This is a genomic window from Micromonospora sp. CNZ285 (assembly GCF_004637285.1).
This window is the reverse complement of record NZ_SPQD01000001.1, coordinates 2,980,857-2,994,920: the sequence shown is the minus strand read 5'-3', so window position 1 is coordinate 2,994,920 and position 14,064 is coordinate 2,980,857. Positions and strand designations below refer to the sequence as shown.

The window sequence follows — 14,064 nt, the reverse complement described above, 5'->3', positions numbered from 1 at the left end:
GTGGGGAACTTTCCGCTGCCTCTGCGCGACTATCTGAGGAATGACCCGCTAGCTGGGAGTCCGGCCTTGACCCGCACGTACCGTTTCGTCCTGCCCGTCCGTGTTGCTGCTGCCCTCTGCGTGGCCACCGCCCTGCTCGTGCCGGCCACGCCGGCGTGGGCACACAACGCCCTGCGCGACTCGACGCCGGCCGCCAACGCCCGTCTGGCCGCCGCCCCGCAACAGATCGAGCTGATCTTCGTCGAACGGCTCGATCCGCGGTTCACGACCATCGCGGTCACCGCCCCGGGTGACGTTGCCGCCGTCGCCGGCAAGCCGGCCGTGTCGGGTACCCGCGCCACCCAGCCGCTCAAGTCTGACCTGCCCGCCGGCAGGTACACGGTGGCGTACCGGGTGGTGTCCGTCGACGGGCATCCGGTGCAGAGCTCCTACACGTTCACCGTCACCGCGTCGGCGTCCCCGCTCGCGGCATCCGCACCGCCGGCGTCGGCCCTCACCACACCGCCGTCGGTGCCGGCGACCACTGCCGCTTCCTCGGCCGCCGCCGCTGATGGCGCCCCGAGCATGGGGGTCGGGCTGGTGGCGGTGCTGCTCGCGCTCGTGGCGGCCGGGGCGGGTCTGCTGCTGTGGCGCAAGCGGGCGGCCCGGCGATGAGCATGCAGAGCGTCGTGCGGCGTCCGGTGCTGGTGCCCGTCGGCACTGTCCTCGTCGCGGCCGCGGTCGGAGCGGCGCTGTTGTGGTGGGGTGGCGGCGCGGTACCCCAGACGGTGCCGGGCCTGCCGGACCCGGGCCCGACCACCGCGTGGATCCTGCCGGCCGCCCGGTTGGGCATGCAGGTCGGTGCGGTCATCACCGTCGGGCTGCTGCTGGCCGTGGTGATGCTGTCGCCCCGCGACGACGAAGGTCGCCTGTCGGCCCTGGGCTACCGCCGCCTGCGCGCTGCGGCATTCAGTGCTGCCGCCTGGGCGGCGGCGTCCGCGGTGGCGGTCTGCTACACCCTGGTCGACCTGTTCGGGCTGCCCGCCGCCCAGGTGTTGTCCGTGCGGGCGGTGCTGCACTTCGCCCTCAGCGTGGCGCTCGGGCAGGCGCTGGCCCTCAGCGGCGTCCTCGCGTTGCTCGTGGCGCTGATCGCCGCCAGGAGCCTGCGTCCGGGCGGTGCCCTGGCGGCGTTGTGTATCGCGGTGGCGGCGACGATCCCGCCGGTGTTCACCGGGCACGCCGCCGGTTCCGGCAACCACCAGATCGCGGTGTCCGGGCAGCTGCTACACGTCATCCCGGTCACCCTGTGGGCGGGGGGTCTGTTCGCCCTGGCCGTCACCGCCCGCGGGTCGACCGCCGACCTGGCCGTCGCGGTGCGCCGGTTCTCGCCGCTCGCGCTGGCCTGCCTGGTCGTCGTCGGCGCCTCCGGCCTGGTGTCCGCCGCCACCCGCCTGTCCGCCCCGGCGGAGTTGCTGACCACCCGTTACGGGCAACTGCTGCTGGTCAAGATCGCGGCGCTCGCCGCGGTCGGGGTGGCCGGGCTGCTGCACCGCCGCCGTTCGATGCCCGCCCTGTGCGCGGGGCGGCGGCGTCCGTTCCTGCGGGTGGCGGTGGTGGAGACGCTGCTGTTCGCCGCCACCCTCGGCGCCGCCGTGGCGCTGTCGCGTACCCCCGCACCGCTCGGTGAGGTGGAGGAGGACTCGACGGCGGCCCTGCTCGGTTTCCCCATGCCGCCACCGTTGAGCATCGAGACCGTGGCGAGGCTGTGGCTGCCCGACCCGCTGATCATCGCCGCCGCGGTGGCCGCCGCCGGGCTGTACCTGGCCGGGGTGTGGCGACTGCGCCGCCGCGGTGACACGTGGCCGCCCGCCCGCACCGCGCTGTGGCTGGCCGGCTGCGCGGTGATCGTCATCGCCACGTCCAGCGGCCTGGCCCGTTACGGACCGGTGTTGTTCGCCGTGCACATGGTGCAGCACCTGCTGCTGATGATGGTCGCCCCGATCCTGCTGGTGCTCGCCGGGCCGGTCACCCTCGCCCTGCGCGCGCTGCCCCCGTCGACCGACCCCCGGTGGCCCGGCCCCCGTGAGTGGCTGCAGACCGCCCTGCACTCCCGGGTCTCCCGCGCGCTGACCCATCCAGTGGTCGCGCTGGCCCTGTACGTCGTGAGCCTGTACGTGCTCTACTTCACCGGCCTGTACGAGCTGGCGGTCCGTTCCCACGCCGCGCACCTGGCCATGATCGGCCACTTCCTCGGCGTCGGGTACCTGTTCTTCTGGACCGTGATCGGCATCGACCCCGCCCCCCGGCGGGTGCCACACCCGCTGAAGGCGATCCTGGTGCTGATCAGCATGGTGCTGCACGCCTTCCTCGGTGTGGCGCTCATGCAGTCGGGCGGCGTTCTCGCCGCCGACTGGTGGACCGCCCTCGCCCGTCCCTGGGGGCCCACTCCACTTCAGGACCAGCGCAACGCCGGCGGGGTCGCCTGGTCCTTCGGGGAACTGCCCACGGTCATCGTGCTCGGCGCCCTGATGCTGCAGTGGATCCGCGCCGACGAGCGGGAAGCCCGCCGCCGTGACCGCGCGGCCGACCGCGCCGAAGCGGAGGGCCGCGAGGACGACGAACTGGCCGCCTACAACCGCATGCTCGCCGGACTCGCCGAACGAGACCGGCAGGTTCCCCGGTGAACCGCCGCCCGCCGAATGCCGGTGCCGGGAACCGGCAGCGGGCGATCAACGACTACCTGTCGACGACGGCACACGAACGAGGCAGAAAGTTGGTTCGGATGAGACACCGATGGGCGATCGTCGCACTGGCCGTCACGGCCGCCACCGTCACGGCGGCCAGCCCCGCGTGGGCCCACACCGACGCGAAGCTGACGCCGGCGCGCGCGGGCGCCGCCAACGCCGTGCTGTCCGTCGACGCCGAGGCCGAGTCCCGCACCGCCGGCACCACCTCGGTGCAGGTCTACCTGCCCGAGGGCATCGCCGCGTCAGACATCACCCTGCTCAAGGCCCCGCCCGGCTGGAAACTGTCCACCACCACGCCGAACAGCTACACCGTCGCCGGACCGGCCGTCCCGGTCGGGCAGGACGCCGAACACCAGGTACGCGTGCGGCAGCTGCCCAACACTGCGCAGGTGTCGTTCAAGATCCTGCAGAAGTACAGCGACGGACGTATCGACCGGTGGATCGAGGTGCCCAGCTCCGCCAACCCGGAGCCGGCCAACCCCGCCCCGACCGTGAAACTCGCCGCCGCCCCGACCCCCAGCCCGACCGGCTCCGCCGTCGAGGCGAGCAGCCCGAGCGTCGCACCTGCCACCGACGCCCCGATCACCGATGGACCTGCCGCGAGCACTCAGCAGGACGCCGGTAACGGCGGGGTGTGGCTGGTCGTCGGGATCGTCCTGGCGCTGCTGGCCGCCGCCGGCATCGTGGTGTCGTTGCGGCGACACCGGCCCTGAGTGCGGCGACCTGGTCGGGCTCGGGCGCTGATGCCCTTCGTGGACACTTCCACCGATAGGATCCGTCCCGTGCCGGTGCGGTGGCGGGACCCGGTCAGTCGACGCGATGGCCTGCGTCTGCGCGAGCTGCTCTGCTTCCTCGTCGCCGCGGTCGTCGCGATGATCGCGGCCCACGGGACGCTCGACGTGGCCGCGGCGAGTGTCACTCACCCGTCCCCGTCCTCGACGGCCCTGCACGCCCAGCCCTGCCCGGACGAGCGGCCCGGCCACGTCACGCGCGCCTGCCCGGCGGAATCGCCCCGCACACTTCCCGTCGCCGAGCCTGCCAGCCCCACCCTGAGGTGCCCGCCCGTGCGGCCCTCAGGCGACCTACCGCATGTAGACCAGCGGCGCGTTTCTGCAACTGCTCGGCGGCGGTGTTCTTGAGCACGACTGAGCGGTGATTCTCGGCGGCTCTGATCCCGTGGCGATGACACCAGCAGCTACGTGCGCACTGGGACAGCTGCGGCTGAGCAGCGCCGGGGACAGCCGCTCACCACGGCACCGGGCATAGACAAGCCCGCCAGTGCCACTGGCGCTGGTGACCTGGCGCTTGCCAGTACGCGCTACAACCCGGCGAGGGTGTACAGCCCGAGGAACCCGACGAAGAACAGGGCGGCCGTCCACGGGGTCTCGGGGTGTTCGTGAGCCTCCACCAGAAGCTCTTCGGTGACCAGGTACAGCAGGGCAGCAGCACCGAAGGCCAGCACAGCGGCCAGGACCCCACGGCTGGCGCCGCCGAGCAGTGCCGCACCGCCGATCGCTCCTGCAGCGGTCGCCAGACCGAGCGCACTCGGAATCATGGCGGCCCGCACCCGGCCCGCACCTCGCTTGGCCAGTGCGGCGCTCACCGACAGGCCGAGGAACAGGACCTCCAGGGTGAGTGCGATCGTGAGGATGACGCCCTGGCTCTTTCCGAGGGTGACGCCCAAGCCGACGAGCAGGCCGTCTACGAGCAGGTCGACACCGACCGCGGCCAGCAGCCCGGCGGGGACACCGATGGGGCGGGTGGCCTCCACCCGGCGGGAGTAGGCCCCCAGAGCCAACAGCAGAACCACGCCGGCGGTGAACGCGCCCACCACGATCAGCAGGTGGCCTTCTCGGCGCAACTCCGGCAGCAGCTCGCCAGCGAGCGCGGCGAACACCACTCCGGCGGCGAAGTGCTGGATTCCGCTGGAGACCGCCGGGCCGGGAGTCCTCAACGTAGCGATCACCGCGCCTGTCACGGTGGCCACGACGGGAAAGGCCACCAGGATCGCTGCCGTGCCGACTACGTTCACAGGCGTCCTCTCCTGTCCTCGACCCAGAGCGCGAGGCGCCGTCAGGGCACCCTGGTGTTCGTGCCCGGCGATTGGTCGGCCAAACCAGCGCGGCTCGGTCCCACCGACTTTGAGCAGCTTCGGGAGGCGCGCTCGATGACGCGGCGGTCGTGATCGCTGCCGTCGTGGTGTCTGCGAGCATGGACTGTTCCGTAGCTGGTGGTCTGGAACAGGTGGAGGTGGGGGCATGGCGACGGATCTGGTCGGCGCCCTCGCCGGGGCGTCGTTGGCCGCGTTCGCGCTGGCCTGGATGTCGGCGGTGGCCGGCCCCGGCGGCGGTGTGCTGCTGCTGCCCGTGTTCACCGCGCTGTTCGGACTGCGGTGGCACTGACTCCCGCGACCCTGCTGGGCGCCTGGGTGGGCAAGAAGACCGTGGGGCGGATCAGCGACCGACTGTTCGTCGCCGTCGTGGGGGTTGGTCTGATCGCCGCCGGCGTGCTGTTTCTGGCCGGCTTCTGACGTCACCCGAGCCGGCTACTCCTCATCCGCGTCTCAGGTGAGGTGTTGCCGGACGCGGCGGGGCGGGGTGAACGCGTAGAGGTCGAGCACGCCGGGTGGGTCGGCCAGGCCGGGGCCGCCGGCGCGGATCCAGGCGGCGATGTCGTCGCTCGCGTCGGTGTCGTTGATCAGGCCGAGCCAGCCCGGTCGCCCGCCGGCGCGGCGGCCGGCGGGGAGGGCTGTACGACGATGACGTTGGCGTGCGCGCAGGTGTCGAGGCAGTCGCTGACCCGTACCACAGCGACGTCGGCGACTGCCGCTTGCAGCTGGGCCAGTTGCCCGGCGTGGTCGAACCCGGCGGAGGTGCCGCAGCAGCAGCCCTGGCAGACCGTGACGGTGCAACCGGCCGTCGCGCCGCCGTCCCGGCCGCGGCGGCTCACGGCGCCCCTTCGGTCTGGGCGCGTCGCCATGCGGAGGAGGCGAGTAGGCGTAGGCCGTTGAGGCCGACGATGACGGTGGAGCCTTCGTGCCCGGCGACACCCAGGGGGAGGGGTAGGTTGCCGAACAGGTCCCAGCAGACCAGCACGGTGATGAAGGGTGCCGGCGATGATCAGGTTCGCCGTGACGAGGCGGCGGGCGCGCCGGGACAGGGCGGTCGCGCTGGGCAGGGTGGCCAGGTCGTCGCGGACGAGGACGGCGTCGGCGCTGGAGGGCAAGGTCGGAGCCGCCGCGGCCCATGGCGACGCCGAGATTGGCGGCGGCGAGGGCGGGTGCGTCGTTGACGCCGTCGCCGACGAGCAGCACCCGCCGGCCGCTGGCCTGTACGGCGCGCACCTGGTCGACCTTGTCCTGCGGCAGCAGCCCGGCGTGCACGTCGGTGATCCCGGCCTCCGCCGCCAGGTGCCCGGCGGCGCCGGCGTTGTCACCGGTGAGCAGCATCGGCCTGGCCCCGGTGAGGCGGGTCAGCGCGATGACGGCGTCGGAGCGGATCCGGTCGGCCAGGGCAAGCACCCCGACGGGCGTCCCGTCGACGATCACCACCATGGCGGTGTGGCCGGTGGCCTGCGCGTCGGCGGCCACGGCCCGGGCCTGGGCCACGGCCATGGGCGTGAGCTCGTCGAGCAGGACCGGCCTGCCCACGGCCACCTGCCGGCCGTTGACCACCGCGCGTACGCCCCGGCCGGGCACGGACGTGAAGTCGGCCGCCGCCGGCACCGGCAGCCCGTGGTCCTGCGCCGCCGCGAGGACCGCGGCACCGACGGGGTGTTCGCCTGGCGTGCTCGGCCCCGGCGGCAAGCCGCAACACCTCCTCCGGGCGGGCGTCGCCGATGGGGTGGATGTCGACGACGCGGGGATGGCCTTCGGTGAGGGTGCCGGTCTTGTCGAACGCCACCCGCTCGGGGTCGGCGAGGTGTTCCATCACCACGGCGGACTTGACCAGGACGCCGTGGCGGCCGGCGAGGGCGATCGCGGACAGTAGCGGCGGCATCGTGGCGAGGACCACGGCGCACGGCGATGCCACGATCATGAACGTCATCGACCGCAACAGCGTCGAGCGCAGGTCGGCGCCGAAGAGCAGGGGTACGGCGAACAGCGCCAGGGTGGCGACGACCACCGCGATCGAGTACCGCTGTTCGACCTTCTCGATGAACAGCTGCGTCTTGGCCTTGGTCGCCGACGCCTGCTCCACCAGGGCGACGATGCGGGCGATCACGGACTCGCCCGCTTCACGGTGCACGCGTACGACGAGCGTGCCGGTGCCGTTGAGGGTGCCGGCGAACACCTCGTCGCCGACCGACTTGCCCGCAGGCAGCGGCTCCCCTGTGATGGTGGCCTGGTCCACCTCGCTGATGCCGTCGACGACGACCGCGTCGGCGCCGATGCGCACACCCGGGCGGACCCGCACATGGTCACCGAAGCGCAGCTCGACCGTGTCCACCACTGTCTCGCCGCCGTCGGGGTCCACCCGCGTCGCCTGCTCGGGCTGTGGATCCGGGTCGGGGCCGCCGTGGCCGTCCTCGCCGCCGGCGGCGCGGCCCTGTACGCCTGGCAGCGCCGACGCAGGGCCTGAAGGGCAGACCATCCCGTCATGCAGTCGGAACGGCAGGGCAGCGGCGGGGCGGATAGGATCTCCGCGATGAGACGCTGGCAGATGACCACGGCGCAGCGAGGCGACGGACGCCTCAGCCGCGTCGTCTGCCTGCTCCTGGTTGTCCTCGTGGCGCTGATCGCCGCCCACCCGGTCACCGGCGCCAGCGCGGCGCGCAGGCACACCCAACCGCTGGCCGGTGTCAGCGTGGCTCACCACGGCCAGGACTGTCCCCAGGACCGCCCCAGCCATGCTGAGCAGGCCTGCCCCACCCAGTCGTCGAGCACTACCCCGGTCACGGCCTCACTCATCCGGCCGTTGACTCTGACGAGCCGGCGACTGCCTCCGTTGCCCGCCGAGCGGATCCATCAGGATGACCCGGGGACCCATCTGTGTCCTCGCCTGACACAGTTGGCGGTGTCCCGCACGTAAGAGCCACTCCGCGTGGCATGGCTTCGGCGGCGCAGGCAGCCTGCCTCGCCGCCGCGAGCGGGAACCGGGTATCGCCATGGCTGTCGTGGCGGGCGACCGCCCCGGACAGGCACTGCCCGCGCTGGCCGGGTGTGCTTCCGGCCCCCGCATCCCCTGCCCGCGTCGCGTTCCTGAGCGGGTTAGGGCGATGGGTACGCGTCAGCCACCTGCTGCTCACCGGCTCCATTCGACTGGAGCCGTCCAGGAACATCGGCATGTCTTCCGCCCATCGGGCGCATCCCCCACTCCCACTAGTGAGAGGCATCGTGATGAGAGCTTCCAAGTCCTCTGCCCGTACCCGACCGGCGAAGGCCGTCGCGGTGCGCCCCGGCCGGCCGTGGGGCGTCATCGCCGTCGTCACGGCGGTGAGCGTGCTCGGCGTGGCGATCATCGGCTACGCCGCGGTCGCCACGTGGCAGGGCACCCGGCCCTGGGCGCAGCGTCTGACCGGCCTGTCCGGCGTGACGGATTACGCGTCGAAGAAGCCGGCGTGGCTGGCTAGTGAGCACAAGAGCGGCCCGCTGACCTACGAGGTGACCCCGTCGGTGGGTGGCAGCCACAACAGCGCGTGGCAGAACTGCACCGGCGACGTTTACGACGCGCCGATCGCCGCCGAGCACGCCACCCACAGCATGGAACACGGCGCGGTGTGGATCACCTACCGGTCCGACCTGCCCGCCGACGAGGTGCAGCGCCTGGCCGGGCGGGTCCGCGGCGTCGACTACATGCTGCTCAGCCCGCACGACAACCTCGACGCGCCGATCTCGCTACAGGCGTGGGGCTACCGCCTCACCGTCCCCTCCGCCGACGACGAGCGGATCGACGAGTTCATCCGCGCGGCCCGGGTCAACGCCGGACCCGAGCAGGGCGCGACGTGCTCGGGTGGGATCACCGCCACCGGCACGACGCCCCGTGACCTTGCCCCTCAGGGCCAGTAGGGGCCAGCCATGGACAACGCGCAAACACCCCCGCAACCCCAGCCGGACCCGCCGGCGAGTCGCCGCTGGTGGCCGCTCGTGGCCGCGGCCCTCGTCGTCTTCGCCGTCGGTGTCGCCGTGGGACTGCTCGTTCCGGCCGTGCGGGCACCCGGCGACACGTCCGCCGACGCCGGCTTCGCCCGGGACATGGCAACCCACCACGCCCAGGCCGTGGAGATGTCGATGATCGTGCACGCCCGTACCGACGATCCCGAGGTCGCCACCCTCGCCATGGACATCGCACTCACCCAACAGGCGCAGATCGGCATCATGCGGACCTGGCTGACCCAGTGGGGCCTGCCACCGACCGGCAGCCAACCGGCCATGGCCTGGATGAACGACATGAACGGCATGGACCACGGCGGTGCAGACGCGACCGGCGCCGCACCCATGCCGGGCATGGCGACCAAGGCCGAGATCACCCAGCTGCGCGAGACCACCGGCCGGAACCTGGACATCAGGTTCGCCGAGCTGATGATCCGCCACCACCGCGGCGGACTCGCCATGGTCGAGGCGATCCTGGCCGCAGAGCCCCGCCCGGAAGTCCGCGACCTGGCGGCGCGGATGCGCGCCGGCCAGCAGGCCGAGATCACCGCTTTGCAGAAGCTGCTGGACCGGCTGCACTCCACCGCCTCCACCGATGCGTCCACCAACTGACGCGTCGCTCGGCCCCGCCGCCCAGGCCGCCGGCGGGTACGCGCCTCGCCTCCGCCCGCACCCTGGCCACCTGGCTCGGTCCCGCATCAAAGTGGGCCATGGCTGGCGGGGCGTTGGCTGTCCTGCTGGCCGCCGGATACCGCCGGCGCGCGGCACTGATCCGTGCGCGAAACGCCCGCTTGGGCGGCATGGTGATGAACCGCTGACCGCCGGCCCGCCTCGGCGTGGTCGACGTACCGTCAGGACGTGGCCGGCGGTCCGACCGATTCCAACGGCGGAGTCCTGGTCAGCGTGCCCGGCCGCCGCGACGGGTTGGCGCGCAGGGGGAGGGAGCGGGTATGGCCAGCGCGCGGGTGCGGACGGCGCCTGGGCGCCGCGTCGAGCGGGCCCGGCGACCGCACGTTGCGCTGGCCGTCGTGCTGATCCTTGCCGGGGTGTTCGCTACCGGCGCCGGGCTCGGCAGCAACGGCAGCGGCAGCGGCCTGTTGGGCTGGTTGCCTTTCGTCGGTCAGCGGGGCAGCGCGGAGGCGTTGGGTCCGAGCCGGCCGGTGCGGATCAGCATTGACGCGATCAAGGTGAACGCGGCGGTGGGGCCGGTCGGCGTGGCGGCCGACGGGTCCATCGCCGTGCCCCCGCTGTAACGGGCCGACGACACCGGCTGGGCGACCTGCGTAAGGGCTCCCGCGTCGAGATCACTCGGGCTCACCGTTCGGTCGCGGTGTTCGCGGTCACCTCGGTCGAACGGTTCGACAAGAACCGCCTGCCCGCAGACCGGGTCTACGGCGGCGACGGCGGGCCCGGGCTCCGCCTGATCACCTGCGGCGGCGCGTGGATCGGCGGAAGCGTCGGCTACGCCGACAACACCATCGCCTTCGCCTCGCTGGTCGGCTCGCGCCAGCGCTGACCGAGCGGGGTCCCCGGGACCGGCCCGCCGTGGTGTGGCCCGGTCAGATGCTGATCTGGCCCGGCCCGACCGTGGCCCGTAGCCAGATCATCAGGTCGGTCCACGCTCCGGTGAGCAGCGCGAGCCCGATCGCGACGAGCAGCGCACCGCCGAGGCGGGTGACCCACCGGTGGTGGCGGCGCACGAAGCGGGTGAGGGTCAGCGTGCGCCGCAACCCGAGGCCGACGAGCAGGAACGGCAGGCCCAGGCCGGTGCAGTAGGCCAGGGCGAGGACGGTGGCCCTACCGGTGGTGGATTCCACCGCCGCCAGGCCCAGCACTGCGCCGAGGGTGGGGGACACGCACGGCGTCCAGGACAGGCCGAACGTCGCGCCGAGCACGGGTGCGCTGGCGATCCCGGCGGACGGGAGCCGGGTGGCGCGGACCTGCCGTTGCAGCAGCGGGAACGCCCCGAGGTAGCCGGCGCCGAGGAGCACGGTCAGCGTCCCGGCGGCGATCTCGATGGTGCGCGCGTTGGTCACCAGGGCGCGGCCGGCGGCGTTGAACGCCACGGCCACGGTGACGAACACGACGGCGAACCCGGCGATGAACCCGAGCGTGCCGGCCACGACCCGCGCCCGCGCCCGCCGCCGGGTCGCCACGGCGACAGCGCCGGCCGCCGGGGGCGGGGTGGGCTGCGCCGCGGCGTCGAGGTCGGTACCGGCTAGGCCGGTGACGTAGGACAGGTAGCCCGGCACCAATGGCAGGACGCAGGGGGATAGGAAACTCACCAGTCCCGCCGCGGCGGCGACGGCCATCGCGGCCAGGAGGGGCCCGGTCGCGGCGATGGCCGCGAACTGCTCGCCCATGTCAGCCGGCTCCGGCCGACGTGCGCGCCACGGAGTCCGGTTCCACCAGTCGCGGCATGTGTCCTCCCTCAGGTCGCGCTGGCTGCGCAACGGTCATCGTCTCACGCCGCTACTACCTTTCGTAGTATGGGGTGTGCCGTCCGCGCACTGGGACGGCTTGCCCCGCAGGGGACGCCGACCGGCCCGCCGCGCGGGTCGGCTGTTGCGGCGCGCCCGGACGCGGCCGGTGTCGCGCGCCCGTGGCCGTCAGATGCACAGCACCCTCCGTCGTGGTGGCGGCCGCGCAGGTCGTGGCGGCGATCCTGGATTCCTCCCTTCGCCGCAACCGGAGGATCTAGCCTGAATAACAGTCTTCTGGTCGGACGGCAGTGATCGATGAGCCTGTCCCCGCCGCACCCCCTGAGCCCGCCGCGCTGCTCGACCTTCCGCTGACCACGGTCGCGGTGGCGCTGCCAGTCGACCACCGCTCGGTGGCAAAGGTGAGGGAGGCGCGGTGGCAGGTGCCGGCGGCCGGGCGGCCGGCTCGGAGAGCACCCTGGAAGTCCAGCTTTCAGCGGTGCTGCCGGCCGCGCAGGACGAGCGGGATCAGTGCGTGCAGCGGCTGCGGGAGCGGCTGTCCGGGACACGGGGGCTGCGCGACGCGCACGTGCACGACCGCGACGGGCAGGCAGTGGTGTGCGTGCACTACGACCCCGTCGTGCTGCCGCTGGACCGGCTGCGTCGGGTGGTGTCTCAGACCGGCGCGCAGGTCAGCGACCGCTACCGGCATGCGTGGCTCCGGGTGACCGGGATGGACTGCGGTGACTGCTCTGCGAGCATCGAGCACGTCCTCACCCGCCAGAACGGGGTGCTGGCCGCCTCGGTTAGTTACGCCGCGGAGCGGCTGCGGGTGGAGTTCGACAGCGACGTCGTGTCGTTGGACGACCTGGTCCGTCTGGTGCGCGCCATGGGCTACGGCGTGGAGGTCCCGCGCCGGCGAGGGTGGGTGCGCACCCGCGCGGAGCTGCTGTTGGCGCTGGCCGCCGGCGTACTGCTCGCGATGGGCTTCGCCGGTGAGACGTTCCTCGACTGGCCCGCCACGGTTGTCGTGGTCGCGTACGGGCTGGCCTATCTGACCGGCGGATTCACCGCGGCACGGCACGCGGCGGCCGCCGCGGTGCGGCTACGGCTGCAGATCGACGCGCTGATGGTCGTCGCGGCCGTCGGCGCTGCGGTCGTCGGGGCCTGGGCCGAGGGCGCGCTGCTGCTGTTCCTGTTCAGCCTCGGCCACGCGCTCGAGCACCGGGCGATGGGCCGGGCCCGCCACGCGATCGAGGCACTCGGGACGATCACCCCGCACACCGCCAGGGTTCGCCGCGAGGGCACTGAGACCGAACTCGACGTGCGGGAGGTGCTGCGCGGCGACGTGGTCATCGTCCGGCCCGGCGAACGCGTACCGGTCGACGGCAGCGTGCGGGGCGGGCGGTCGACGGTCGACCAGAGCCCGATCACCGGCGAGAGCACTCCGGTCGACAAGGCGCCCGGCGCTGCGGTGTTCGCCGGCACGGTCAACCACGACGGCGTCCTGGAGGTCGAGGTGACCCGGCTGGCCGGGGAGTCCACCCTGGCCCGGGTGGTCACCATGGTGCAGGAGGCCCAGACCCAGAAGTCCCCCACCCAACGGCTCACCGAGCGCTTCACCGCGGTGTTCGTACCCGCCGTGCTGCTGCTGGCCGCGGCGGTCATCGCGGTGCCGCCGCTGCTGGGCTGGCTGACCTGGCAGGTGGCGTTCCTGCGCGGCATGGCGGTCCTGGTGGCCGCGTCGCCGTGCGCGCTGGCCATCGGCACGCCGGCGGCCGTGCTGTCGGGGATCGCTCGCGCCGCCCGAACGGGTGTGCTGGTCAAGGGCGGCGTGCACCTGGAGAACCTGGGCCGGGTCGACGCGATGGCCTTCGACAAGACCGGAACGCTCACCAGCGGGCACCCCGTTGTCACCGATGTCCGCCCCGCCGCCGGCGTCGACCCCGCGGCCCTGCTCAGCACGGCCGCCACCGTGGAGAGCCGGTCCACCCACCCCCTGGCCCGGGCTGTCGTGGCGGCGGCGCAGGGCCTGCCACTGGGCCGGGCAGGCGAGGTCACCATCGCCGCCGGGAAAGGGATCACGGCGGCCGTGGACGGCCGGCAGGTCCGGGTCGGCCGCCCCGGGTATGTCCTCCCGTCGGACCCGCCTGACGAGATCCGCGGTGCGGTCGCCGAACTGGAGGCCGCCGGCAGGACGGTCATCGCCGTCGACGCCGACGGGCACCTCCTCGGCGTGCTCGGGCTGGCGGACCAGCCCCGAGACGGCGCCAAACCCATGCTGCAGCAGCTACGGCGTCTCGGTGTCACGTCGCTGGTCCTGCTCACCGGCGACAACCCTCACGTCGCCGCGGATGTCGCCCGCAGCCTGAGCCTCACCGACTACCGTGCCGGGTTGCTGCCGGAAGACAAGGTCGACGCCATCGCCGGCCTGACCCGCCAGCATCGTGTGGTGGCCATGGTCGGCGACGGCGTCAACGACGCTCCCGCGCTTGCCCGCTCCACCATCGGCATCGCCATGGGCACCGCAGGAACGGACATCGCCCTCGAAACCGCCGATGTCGCCCTCATGGCCGACGACCTGAGCAAACTTCCCGCCGCCGTGGGGCTCGGCCGACGCTCCCGGCGGGTCATCCGCCAGAACCTCGCCGTCGCCCTGTGCGTCATCGCGGTCCTGCTACCCGCCGCCGTCCTTGGGATCGCCGGTATCGGCGCCGCCATCGTGGTCCACGAAGGCAGCACCCTGGCCGTTGTCGCCAACGCGCTGCGGCTGTTGCGATGAGATCAGGGCACTGACAGCACGAGAGTCGGTCGCGGTGACGGCGGA

Annotated in this window: 10 protein-coding genes and 3 pseudogenes; 8 read left to right on the top strand and 5 right to left on the bottom strand. The window is 73.0% G+C overall.

Going from position 1 to position 14,064, the window contains the following annotated elements:
- The first annotated feature begins 66 nt into the window (after window positions 1-66).
- The 3 genes from CLT75_RS13450 to CLT75_RS13440 all read left to right on the top strand — a co-directional run bounded on the left by CLT75_RS13450 (window position 67) and on the right by CLT75_RS13440 (window position 3,439).
- Window positions 67-654, top strand: a complete 588-nt coding sequence (locus CLT75_RS13450) for a copper resistance CopC family protein (protein ID WP_063778292.1) — start codon at window positions 67-69, stop codon at window positions 652-654.
- Entirely contained in the window at window positions 651-2,663 is a 2,013-nt protein-coding gene (locus CLT75_RS13445) for a bifunctional copper resistance protein CopD/cytochrome c oxidase assembly protein (RefSeq protein ID WP_030271556.1), read from the top strand. Before CLT75_RS13450 ends, CLT75_RS13445 begins: the two co-directional genes overlap by 4 nt.
- Window positions 2,664-2,761: 98 nt before the next feature.
- A complete protein-coding gene (locus tag CLT75_RS13440) occupies window positions 2,762-3,439 on the top strand; it encodes a DUF1775 domain-containing protein (RefSeq protein WP_030271559.1) in 678 nt (225 codons plus the stop codon).
- Between the two features lie 605 nt (window positions 3,440-4,044).
- Here the strand turns inward: CLT75_RS13440 and CLT75_RS13435 are convergent.
- A complete protein-coding gene (locus tag CLT75_RS13435; protein ID WP_030271561.1) occupies window positions 4,045-4,758 on the bottom strand; it encodes a ZIP family metal transporter in 714 nt (237 codons plus the stop codon).
- A gap of 226 nt (window positions 4,759-4,984) precedes the next feature.
- Here CLT75_RS13435 and CLT75_RS32660 point away from each other — a divergent pair, with 226 nt between their 5' ends.
- Window positions 4,985-5,128 carry a hypothetical protein gene (locus CLT75_RS32660; RefSeq protein ID WP_157551500.1) on the top strand — a complete coding sequence of 48 codons (144 nt, stop codon included), beginning with the start codon at window positions 4,985-4,987 and terminating at the stop codon, window positions 5,126-5,128.
- Between the two features lie 295 nt (window positions 5,129-5,423).
- On the opposite strand, the gene CLT75_RS13425 is transcribed toward CLT75_RS32660, so the two are convergent.
- The 3 genes and pseudogenes from CLT75_RS13425 to CLT75_RS33245 form a co-directional block, all read right to left on the bottom strand.
- The gene (locus CLT75_RS13425) at window positions 5,424-5,675 is read right to left on the bottom strand and encodes a hypothetical protein (RefSeq protein WP_225319877.1); all 252 of its coding nucleotides are present in this window, start codon (window positions 5,673-5,675) and stop codon (window positions 5,424-5,426) included.
- A gap of 325 nt (window positions 5,676-6,000) precedes the next feature.
- A pseudogene (locus CLT75_RS33250) lies at window positions 6,001-6,450 on the bottom strand (HAD-IC family P-type ATPase); the annotation flags it as partial.
- Between the two features lie 109 nt (window positions 6,451-6,559).
- A pseudogene (locus CLT75_RS33245) lies at window positions 6,560-7,318 on the bottom strand (HAD-IC family P-type ATPase); the annotation flags it as partial.
- 746 nt (window positions 7,319-8,064) lie between these two features.
- Between CLT75_RS33245 and CLT75_RS13415 the strand changes: the two are divergent.
- The 3 genes and pseudogenes from CLT75_RS13415 to CLT75_RS13405 all read left to right on the top strand — a co-directional run bounded on the left by CLT75_RS13415 (window position 8,065) and on the right by CLT75_RS13405 (window position 10,333).
- Complete coding sequence (locus CLT75_RS13415) at window positions 8,065-8,733, top strand: thioredoxin-like domain-containing protein (RefSeq protein WP_082171189.1); 669 nt, start codon at window positions 8,065-8,067, stop codon at window positions 8,731-8,733.
- Window positions 8,734-8,742: 9 nt separating this feature from the next.
- Window positions 8,743-9,429, top strand: a complete 687-nt coding sequence (locus CLT75_RS13410; protein ID WP_047890780.1) for a DUF305 domain-containing protein — start codon at window positions 8,743-8,745, stop codon at window positions 9,427-9,429.
- Between the two features lie 338 nt (window positions 9,430-9,767).
- A pseudogene (locus CLT75_RS13405) lies at window positions 9,768-10,333 on the top strand (class F sortase).
- 43 nt (window positions 10,334-10,376) lie between these two features.
- Here the strand turns inward: CLT75_RS13405 and CLT75_RS13400 are convergent.
- Window positions 10,377-11,180 carry a cytochrome c biogenesis CcdA family protein gene (locus tag CLT75_RS13400; protein ID WP_030271575.1) on the bottom strand — a complete coding sequence of 268 codons (804 nt, stop codon included), beginning with the start codon at window positions 11,178-11,180 and terminating at the stop codon, window positions 10,377-10,379.
- Window positions 11,181-11,673: 493 nt separating this feature from the next.
- Here CLT75_RS13400 and CLT75_RS13395 point away from each other — a divergent pair, with 493 nt between their 5' ends.
- Window positions 11,674-14,019: a heavy metal translocating P-type ATPase gene (locus tag CLT75_RS13395; protein ID WP_052166178.1), complete on the top strand. Its 2,346-nt coding sequence runs from the start codon at window positions 11,674-11,676 to the stop codon at window positions 14,017-14,019.
- Window positions 14,020-14,064: the final 45 nt, after the last annotated feature.

What these genes read in the sequence shown, in the direction of transcription:
- CLT75_RS13445 (WP_030271556.1), top strand. Translation starts at nt 651, where the DNA reads ATGAGCATGCAGAGCGTCGTGCGGCGTCCGGTGCTGGTGCCCGTCGGC.
- CLT75_RS13440 (WP_030271559.1), top strand. Translation starts at nt 2,762, where the DNA reads ATGAGACACCGATGGGCGATCGTCGCACTGGCCGTCACGGCCGCCACC.
- CLT75_RS32660 (WP_157551500.1), top strand. Translation starts at nt 4,985, where the DNA reads ATGGCGACGGATCTGGTCGGCGCCCTCGCCGGGGCGTCGTTGGCCGCG.
- CLT75_RS13415 (WP_082171189.1), top strand. Translation starts at nt 8,065, where the DNA reads ATGAGAGCTTCCAAGTCCTCTGCCCGTACCCGACCGGCGAAGGCCGTC.
- CLT75_RS13410 (WP_047890780.1), top strand. Translation starts at nt 8,743, where the DNA reads ATGGACAACGCGCAAACACCCCCGCAACCCCAGCCGGACCCGCCGGCG.
- CLT75_RS13400 (WP_030271575.1), bottom strand. Translation starts at nt 11,180, where the DNA reads ATGGGCGAGCAGTTCGCGGCCATCGCCGCGACCGGGCCCCTCCTGGCC.